This window comes from Bacillus cereus group sp. BfR-BA-01356, from assembly GCF_022663635.1.
GTDB classification, from domain to species: domain Bacteria; phylum Bacillota; class Bacilli; order Bacillales; family Bacillaceae_G; genus Bacillus_A; species Bacillus_A cereus.
In genome coordinates, this window is the sequence record NZ_JAKUFX010000077.1 from 18697 (window position 1) to 28641 (window position 9945).

The window sequence follows — 9945 nt, forward strand, 5'->3', positions numbered from 1 at the left end:
ATAAAGATAAAAATGCACATTAAAGATCGAAGTTCGATTCATGAAAATAAAGAAGTAGAAGCGTTTTGGAAGGAGCAATTATCTTCCGAGATTCTCGATTTTTCTGTATTTAAATTTAATAGCGATTACCAACTAAATAAAGAAACACCTTGTGAATACGTTCAAGTCATAGTGAATGTAGAATTTAGTAAAAGTATACAAAAAATAAGTAAGTCTCAAGATTTATTATTATTTAGCTGGTTTCAAGCCGCTTTAAGGGTTTGTTTGGCACATTATACAGATCAAGAAAGAATTACTATTGGTATTCCTATAATTGAAAAGAATCTTGAACAAAGTGAGAATCTTAATAAGTTGATTCCTTTAGGAAGTGAAATCCAGCCGCATCACACCTTTAAACAATTAGTAAATGAGATTGAACAAACGACTTTATTCGGGTATGAAAATCAGGAGTATCCGCTCTCTGAATTATTAGTTAAACACAATTTAACTCCTTTTCAAATTGTAATCGGGATGGAAGGATTACATAATGAAAATTCGCTAGAAGAATACGCAGAGAATAATTTAGCCCTATGGATACGAAGAAAATGGAATGAAATACATAATGAATTTGAATTTCAAATTTCTTGCAAGTCCCGTTCATTCTCTTCTTTGCAACAGTTTGCCAATTCGTATTGTTATGTTTTAAAGCAAGTTTCACAAAATCCGAATTTGGCATTGAAAGATATTTGTATTATTGCAGAAGAAGAAAAAGAGTTGTTAGAAGGATTGAATACTTTTCAAACGGGCATAGACTTGTTTCAATCATTTCAAGATTTGTTTGAAGCGCAAGTATTAAAAACTCCAGATCAAATTGCTGTTGTTTGTAATGATCAATCTTTGACATATAGAGAATTGAATAAGAAAGCGAATCAATTGGCTTCTATTCTTCAAAGTAAAGGTGTTTCAAAAGAAAGTATTATTGGCGTTATGGTAGATCGGTCATTAGAAATGATTATTGGTATGATGGGGATTTTAAAAGCAGGAGCAGCGTATTTACCAATCGACCCTAACTACCCAACTGAACGAATTGAATATATGTTACAAGATAGTCAAGCAAAATATTTACTTAGTAAGCGAACAGAGGAAGTATTGCCACAATTTGCAGGTGAAGTACTGTATCTTGATAAAGAATATCTTTTTCAAGGTGAAGAAAGTAATTTAGTACGAGAACATAATCCTAATGATTTAGCTTATGTTATTTACACATCAGGATCGACAGGAAATCCAAAAGGGGTAATGATAGAACAAAAATCGCTAGTTCATTTTTTAAATGTAATGAGAGAAAAAGTAAAAGCTAATCAATCATTCTTGTTTCTTGCTAGTGTATCTTTTGATATTTCCTTGTTAGAAATATGTCTTCCTTTAACGCAAGGTTCAAAAGTAGTAATTGCTACAGAGGACCAGTTTGCAACAAAAGAATTGGCTCATTTGGTCAAAAAACATAAGGTGGATTTATGGGAATCAACGCCATCGCGAATGGAAGTGATTTTGAGTGATCCAGAAGGGGCGATTTTTCTAAAAGATTTAAAATCTATTTTATTAGCAGGAGAATCATTTTCCATTGATTTGGTTGAAAAAATTCGTTGTATCAGTGAAGCAACAATTTTAAATATTTATGGTCCCACAGAAACAACCATTTGCGCAACAGTAAAAGACTTGAGCACTTCCAAAGAAGTTACGATTGGCAAACCTAACCCGAATTATCATTCCTATATATTGAATAAGTATGGCCAATTAAAACCATTTGGAATTCCCGGTGAACTCTGCATTGCTGGCGTAGCGGTAGCACGAGGGTATCTTGGTAAAAATAAACTGACAGATGAAAAGTTTGTACCGAGTCCTTTTGCGGCAGGGGAAATGATGTATCATACAGGTGATCTCGTTCGTTGGTTGCCTAATGGAGAACTTGAATATTTAGGTAGAATGGATCATCAAGTGAAAATTCGGGGGTATCGGATTGAATTAAGAGAAATCGAAACTCAATTAAGGGAATATCCAGAAATAAACCAGGCTATCGTTGTTGATCAAGTGTATGGAAATAGGAAATTATTAGCTGCCTACTATGTATCGGATAACAAGGTGTCTTTTGATGAAATCAGAAAATATTTAAGTGATAAATTACCTGAGTTTATGATTCCTGAAAAAATGATTCAGGTAGAAGAGATTCCATTGAATCCAAATGGAAAAGTGGATAGAAAAAGATTGTTGGATATAACACAAACGGATTATGTATCAATTCCATACGTTGCTCCGCGCAATGAAATTGAACAAAAATTAGTGCGTGCATGGGAAAAAGTTATGGAGATCGAGGGAATCGGTATTCATGATAATTTTTTTGCATTAAAAGGAGAATCTATTAAAGCACTTCAGGTAATTAATTTATTAAGAAAAGACGGCTTAAAAATAAGTACAACAGATTTTTTTAAGCACCCCACAATCGCTCAACTGAGTTCTTGTGTAAAGCTAGAGCATAAAGAGGAAAACCTTGAAAGTAGACCAACTCATGTTAAAGATTTGTCTAAGCCATTTTCCTTAACAGAAGTTCAGACAGCGTATATGATAGGACGGAATTCACAGTTTGAATTAAGTGGTATTTCCCCTCAAACATATTTTGAATATGAAACAGCTTTGGATATCAATCGTCTTTCAAAAAGTTTTCAAAAGGTAATTCATCGTCATCCAATGTTGCGAGCTGTAATTTTACCAGAGGGAAAACAGCAAATATTACAAAGCGTTCCTGATTACGAGATTGAAATAGTGAGTCTCATAGATTTAGATGATAGGAATCAACATGCTCGCTTACAAGAAGAGCGTTCTCGAATGACTAACCATGTATTCCCTTTGGGGCAATGGCCTTTGTTTGAATTGAAAGCTTTTCTTTTAAAAGAAGACACGTATTTATTATGTTTTCGATACGATGCTTTATTAATGGACGGAGCAAGCATGAACATTGTTGGACAGGATTTGTTGCATTATTATTATAAACCAAATCAAAAATTAGAATCTTTATCTTTTGATTTTCAAGATTATATGTTTATCTATGATGAAATGGAACAAAGCGAAGAATATAAAACAGCAAAAGATTATTGGACAAGTAAGCTTCCTGACTTTCCGTTTGCACCTTCTTTGCTGTTAAAAAAGGATCCAGCAGAGATTGCTACTCCTAAATTCCAATCACTTACAAAAATCCTGGATAATAAAAAATGGACAAAGCTACGAAAGTTAGCACAAGAGAAAGAGGTAACGCCTTCCGCTCTACTTTGTACAATATATGGTGATGTGTTGGCATATTGGAGTAATCAACGTCGATTAGCAATTAACTTGACTGTATTTAACCGTTATCCTGTTCATGATGAAGTAGAACAGATTGTTGGAGATTTCACATCACTTATTTTATTGGATGTTGATGTAAAACCAGAGCAAACTTTCTTTACTAGAGTAAAAGAAACGCAAGCTACTTTATTAGATGGCCTTGAACATCGTCATTACGATGGAGTTAACTTTATTCGAGATTTTACTCGATATCATCAAATGACGCCAAAAGCAGTTATGCTAATCGTTTTCACCTCGATGTTAGCAGGTGCAGGTGCTTTCTCTTGGGAACAACTTGGTTCTCTTCGCTATATTCATGCTCGGACTCCACAAGTGTATTTGGATAATGTAGTAATTGAAAAAAATGGAGAGTTATTAATTAGCTGGAACTATGTTGAAGAGTTGTTTGATGTTGATGTAATAGAAGCAATGTTTTCCCAATTTGTTGACTTATTGGAACAATTGGTGAAACAAAGCGATATAACATCTTTGCAGATGAAAGAATCGGATCAAACTTTAATTAAGCAATACAATGAAACAACAGAAAAAATACCTTCAACTACTCTGTATCAATTATTTACAGACCAAGTAAAACGTACACCGGATGAAGTAGCAGTGGTATTTGAACAAGAATGGTTAACATACTCGGAACTTCATAAACGTTCTAATCAAATTGCCCACTTCTTAAAAGAGCAAGGTATTGGTCTAGGTGACAAAGTGGGTCTTTTAGCAAAAAGGCGAGTTGACACAATTGTTAATATGTTAGGTATTTTAAAATCAGGTGCCGCTTATTTTATACAACAGAAGATATGCCCGCTATTGCTGGTCCAGAAGATATTGCCTATATTATATACACTTCAGGAAGTACAGGAAAACCAAAAGGAGTAATTATTACTCACCAAGCGGTTACAAATACTATTCAAGACATAAATCAAAAATATGAGGTGAATGAAGATGATCGTATTATTGGTATCTCTTCCATGTGTTTTGACCTATCTGTATACGATATTTTCGGAGCTTTAAGCACAGGTGCAATGTTAGTAATGATTCGTGATCCGAGAGACATGCAAGAATTAATCCGCACTGTCGAACGTAGAGGGATTACAATTTGGAATACAGTGCCTGCAATCATGGATTTGGCATTGGAGCAAGTAGGTTCTCATTTTGAATATCCTTCTTTACGTTTAGTTTTACATAGTGGAGATTGGATTCCGCTTTCTTTACCAGAAAAAATAAAACGACATTTTCCGATTGCAGAAGTAGTCTCACTAGGAGGGGCAACAGAAGCATCGATTTGGTCAATTTATTATCCGGTCAAACAGGTGGAATCACATTGGAATAGTATTCCATACGGGATGCCCTTGGCAAACCAAACGTATTATGTGTTGAACTATGAAAAGAAAATGTGCCCTGTTGGTGTAATTGGAGATTTATATATCGGGGGAGTGGGCCTTGCTAAAGGATATTTAAATGATGAAAAGAAAACAAATGAAGCGTTTGTGTCACATCCTGATTTTGGTCTTATATATAAAACAGGGGATTGTGGAAAAATGCATTCTGAGGGATATATTGAATTTTTAGGCCGCCAAGATTACCAAGTGAAAATTCAGGGATATCGAGTAGAGTTAGAAGAAATCTCTCATTGTCTTCTAACTTATAAACAAGTCGAACATGCTGTCGTAATTGATCAAACAGATGAGAACGGAATAAAATTTTTAGTTGCATATGTGGTAACTGAGCAAAATATTAGTACAACAGAACTACGAAAGCATTTGCAAGATCACTTGCCAGATTATATGATTCCTTCTTATTTTGTTTATTTGGACCAATTACCCCTGACTCCAAACGGTAAATTAGATAGAAAAGCGCTCCCTACTCCGGAGAAACAAAAAAATGAAGTATTTATTGCCCCAAAAACTGAAATGGAAAAAATATTAACTAGTATTTGGCAAGAAGTACTCAAAATAGATCAAGTTGGAGTAAATGATCATTTCTTCGCCTTAGGTGGAGATTCGATAAAAGCGATTCAAGTGTCCGTCAGACTGTATCGACAAGGATTCGAGCTTGAACCAAAAAATATATTTTCATTTCCTATATTAAGGGACATGGTTCAATTTGTTAAAAAGCTAGACCAGTTTTCAAGTTCACAAACAAATGATGTAAACATAATGAACGATAATAAAGCTACATTACTAAATGTTAAAGATAAACAACTTAATCAACATACACTTAACAAAATACAAGAAAAAATGCCGGATATAAAAATAGAACGTATTTACCCGTTAGCACCTTTCCAGGAAGTTATTTATGAGCATGCTACGAATGAACCTGATACAAATGCATATTTTGAACAAACAATTTGGGCACTTGAGGGGGAGCTGGATATTAAACTCTTTATTCAGTGTTTCCAACAATTGGTTGATCGTCATGATGCTTTAAGAACAATAGTTGTGCAAGATGAACAAGCAAAACCTTGGCAAGCTGTTCTATATGATGTTCAAATAAATTCAGAAATAAAAAACTTGATTGAGATGACGAAACAAGAACAGCAAGAATTCCTAAAACAGTGGATGAATGAAAATTTAAGTCGAGGATTTAAAAATGATGAACTTATGACACGTCTCTGTATATTCCAACTAGGTAATAACGAGCATAAAGTAATTTGGAGTTCCCATCATCTATTATGTGATGGTTGGAGCGTCAGCATTTTGATAGACGAATTATTCCAGCTCTACGAAACTACAAATGCCGGAACTACGGCGGGGTTACCCATGGTAAAACCTTTTGAAACATTTATAGATTGGACTTTGGCACAAGATCATGAGAAAGCACGTCATTTTTGGCGAGATTATTTATCAGGATACAATCAGAAAATTAGTATTCCTAAAAAGAAAGTCCCACCTAAAAGTGAAGGGTTAAACTTCACTTTTATGGATTTAACATTAGACAAGGATTTGACTGATCAGTTACAGACATTTGTAACTAAAAATAATATAACTATGAATACGGCATTACTAGCTGTATGGGGAATATTGCTTGGCAAATTCAACGGAACGAGAGAAGTAGTATTGCCTAACCTAGTATCAGTCAGACCCCCCGAAGTAGAAGGAATTGAAAATATGTTCGGTCTGTTCACAAATGTTTTGCCTATCCGATTAGCATGGACAGAAACGCAATCTTTTGTGGACTTCCTGCAAAAGGTACAACTAGAGACATTGAAATGTAATGAGTATGCATACTATTCATTTGTTGATATACAAAAGCAAAGTGAATTAAAAACTGAGTTGACTGACCATCTTTGGGTTTTTGAAAACTATCCAACTAATCCAGCAATCTTTTCTTCAAATGAAAACAGACATTTTGCTATCACGGATTACGAAGTTGTTGATGAGCCACATGTAAAGTATGGAATTATGTGCTTCCCTGAAGAAAGACTTACAATAAAGTTTGGATATGATCAAACGGTATATGAAACAGAGAAAATACAGGAAATATTAAATCACATCCAGGGGTTAACCAACACGATTCTTCAAAATCCAATACAAACAATTTGTGATTACAAATTATAAAAAATGAAAAGGCGAGCAAGAACTCGCCTTTTTAAATAGAATAGGAGTAAATCAAATGACAAAAAAATTACAGTTATCAGCCGAAGAAATGCGTCAGTTAGGATATCAAGCGGTTGACTTAATTGTTGATCATATGAATCATTTAAAAAGTAAACCAGTTTCAGAAACGATTGATAGTAATATTTTTAGAGACAAGCTAATTGAAACGATTCCGGAAAACGGATCTAATCCAAAAGAATTACTTCATTTTCTTAATAACAATGTGTTTAATCAAATTACTCATGTGGATCATCCTCATTTTATGGCTTTTGTGCCAGGTCCTAATAATTATGTTGGTGTATTAGCAGATTTTTTAGCAAGTGGGTTTAATGTATTTCCTACAGCTTGGATAGTAGGTGCAGGTGCCGAACAAATTGAATTAACGACAATTAACTGGTTAAAATCAATGCTAGGATTCCCTGATTCAGCTGAAGGATTATTTGTCAGTGGTGGTTCCATGGCTAATTTGACTGCACTTACTGTAGCGAGACAGGTCAAGCTGAATAATGACATAGAAAATGCGATTGTTTATTTTTCTAACCAAACTCATTTTTCTGTAGATCGAGCACTTAAAGTATTAGGTTTTAAACAGCATCAAATTTGCCGAATTGAGACAGATGAAGACTTAAAAATTTCAGTTAGTACTTTAAGAAAACAAATAAAAGAAGATCGATTAAAAGGGAAAAAACCATTCTGTGTTATTGCTAATGCAGGGACAACGAATTGCGGAGCAGTGGACTCCCTCGATGAATTGGCTGATGTATGTGGTGATGAAGATATATGGCTACACGTGGATGGGGCTTATGGGGCTGCAGCAATTCTCAGTGAAAAAGGAAGGGAGTTATTAAGTGGAATTCATCGTGCCGATTCTTTAACGTTAGACCCGCATAAATGGCTTTTTCAGCCTTATGATGTTGGTTGTGTACTTATTCGAAATAGCCAATATTTAAGTGAAACATTCCGTATGATCCCAGAGTATATTAAGGATACAGAAACTAATATAGAAGAAAAAGTGAATTTTGGGGAGCGTGGAATTGAACTTTCTCGTAGATTTAGAGCATTAAAGGTATGGCTTTCTTTTAAAGCATTCGGAGTTACAGCTTTTCGTGAGGCAATTGATCATGGCATTATGCTAGCTGAACAAGTTGAAGAGTTTTTAAGGAAAGAAAAAGATTGGGAAGTAGTAACACCTGCCCAATTAGGGATTGTTACTTTTCGTTATATTCCATGTGAGCTAACATCTACAGATACAATTCATGAAATAAACAAAAAATTGGTGGAAGAAATTAATCAAAGAGGATTTGCTATGCTAAGTACGACTAAATTAAAAGAAAAAGTAGTAATTCGACTTTGCTCTATCAACCCAAGAACAACAAAAGAAGAAATACTTCAAATCATGATGAACATAAAAGCATTAGCAGAGGAAATAAATACATCGCCTAAACATCTTATATCTGTTTCTCAACCTTGATATATTAGGCGGATTTTACATATTAATAGCCGATTCTTATTTAGAATCGGCTATTATATTTAAATGATAAATACATATATACTATTTATAAGTGTTTCTCTTGTAATGGGATTAAGCCTCAACCTTGGATACTCGTTTGAAACCAGTCTTTATTGCTTGTACTATTTCGTTCACAGCATAAATAGATACATCGGCATTTGGATTTAACCCTTCAAACCAGTGATAGGCATTTGGATATAAATGAAACTCCACATCAACACCAGCTTGTGCTAGTTTGCTTACATAGGTTAATGTTTCGCTGCGGAATGGATCTAATTGACCAACAAATGTGTAAGTATACGGTAAGTCACTATAATCCTCAGCTCGAGAAGGTGCTGCATAGGCAGGGATTTGATCCGTTCCATACATTTCTCCTAAATACATTTTCCAGCCAGCTTCATTTTCCTTTTGGTTCCAAACAAATCCCTCTTTAATTTCATTCGCTGAAGGTGTATCATTTCTGTCATCAATCATGGGATATAGTGGCATTTTTAAACAAATTGAAGGATATTTTCGATCTCGTGCTAATAATGATAATGCTGCTGTTAGTCCACCGCCAGCGCTTACTCCTGCAACCCCAATTCGATTCGAATCAATGTTTAATGACTTTGCATTATCAGCAATCCATTTTAAAGCTGAATAACAATCCTCAATTGGTGCTGGGTAAGGGTGTTCAGGTGCTAAGCGGTAGTCTACAGACACGACCACACAGCTAGCTTCTTTTGCAAACCTCATACAAGTATCATCGTTATCATCTTAGACCCTAAGATATAACCTCCACCATGTATCCATAATAAGACAGGTAAAGATTCATGATTTGATTTTGGACGATAAATTCGTAATGGTAACGGATTATCATCAGGCCCAACAATGACTTTATCTGTTAAAGAAAGAGAGTCATCAACAACGGTAGGTGGTCTCATTTGAGCTATTCCTTCTCTGATTGATTGCAAATTTTCTGGGCGTAAATCGAGATCCGGAAACATCTCTAACCCTTGTAATAATTCTGGATTTACTCTAGTTTTCATTTTAGCACCTCTATTTGTAATTGTTTTCAAATAAATGAAGTGTATTCTAAGTAGTTTAACTGTGAAAGAACACCACAATTAAATTGTAAATTGGATATGTTATAACGGTCAACAGAATATTCGGAAATTAAAACCTTTCTCAAGAAGGAGTTTCATGCAATCAATAATACAAGTAGTGGATTTAAGAGCAAAGAGGTTTAATGTCGTTGTAATTATGTACATTAGAAAAATTTCTTTTTGAGTCTAGAAAAGGATTAGATTCTTTTCTAGACTCATGAAGAATTATGAAAAGCAAAATTTTATAGATGGTTATCTTAAAAATAAACAAAGAGAGAAGAATTGGTCATCTCCCTGTCAAGTAGACAGTAATAAAAAGAGTATTATGCCACGGCCTTTTCCCGATATTCTATCGGGGAAAGGCCGTGAAGTTTTTCTTGGAATCTTTCTG

Annotated in this window: 2 protein-coding genes and 2 pseudogenes; 2 read left to right on the forward strand and 2 right to left on the reverse strand. The window is 34.5% G+C overall.

Features of this window, described 5'->3' with window-relative positions:
- Positions 1-12 precede the first annotated feature (12 nt).
- Positions 13-6920: pseudogene (locus tag MR168_RS21880) on the forward strand (amino acid adenylation domain-containing protein).
- 55 nt (positions 6921-6975) lie between these two features.
- The gene (locus tag MR168_RS21885; protein WP_000162820.1) at positions 6976-8430 is read left to right on the forward strand and encodes a pyridoxal phosphate-dependent decarboxylase family protein; all 1455 of its coding nucleotides are present in this window, start codon (positions 6976-6978) and stop codon (positions 8428-8430) included.
- A gap of 111 nt (positions 8431-8541) precedes the next feature.
- On the opposite strand, the pseudogene MR168_RS21890 reads toward MR168_RS21885, so the two are convergent.
- A pseudogene (locus MR168_RS21890) lies at positions 8542-9497 on the reverse strand (alpha/beta hydrolase).
- Between the two features lie 380 nt (positions 9498-9877).
- Positions 9878-9945, reverse strand: a 68-nt coding sequence (locus tag MR168_RS33720) for an IS3 family transposase (protein WP_325837495.1), incomplete at its 5' end; no start/stop codon positions are given.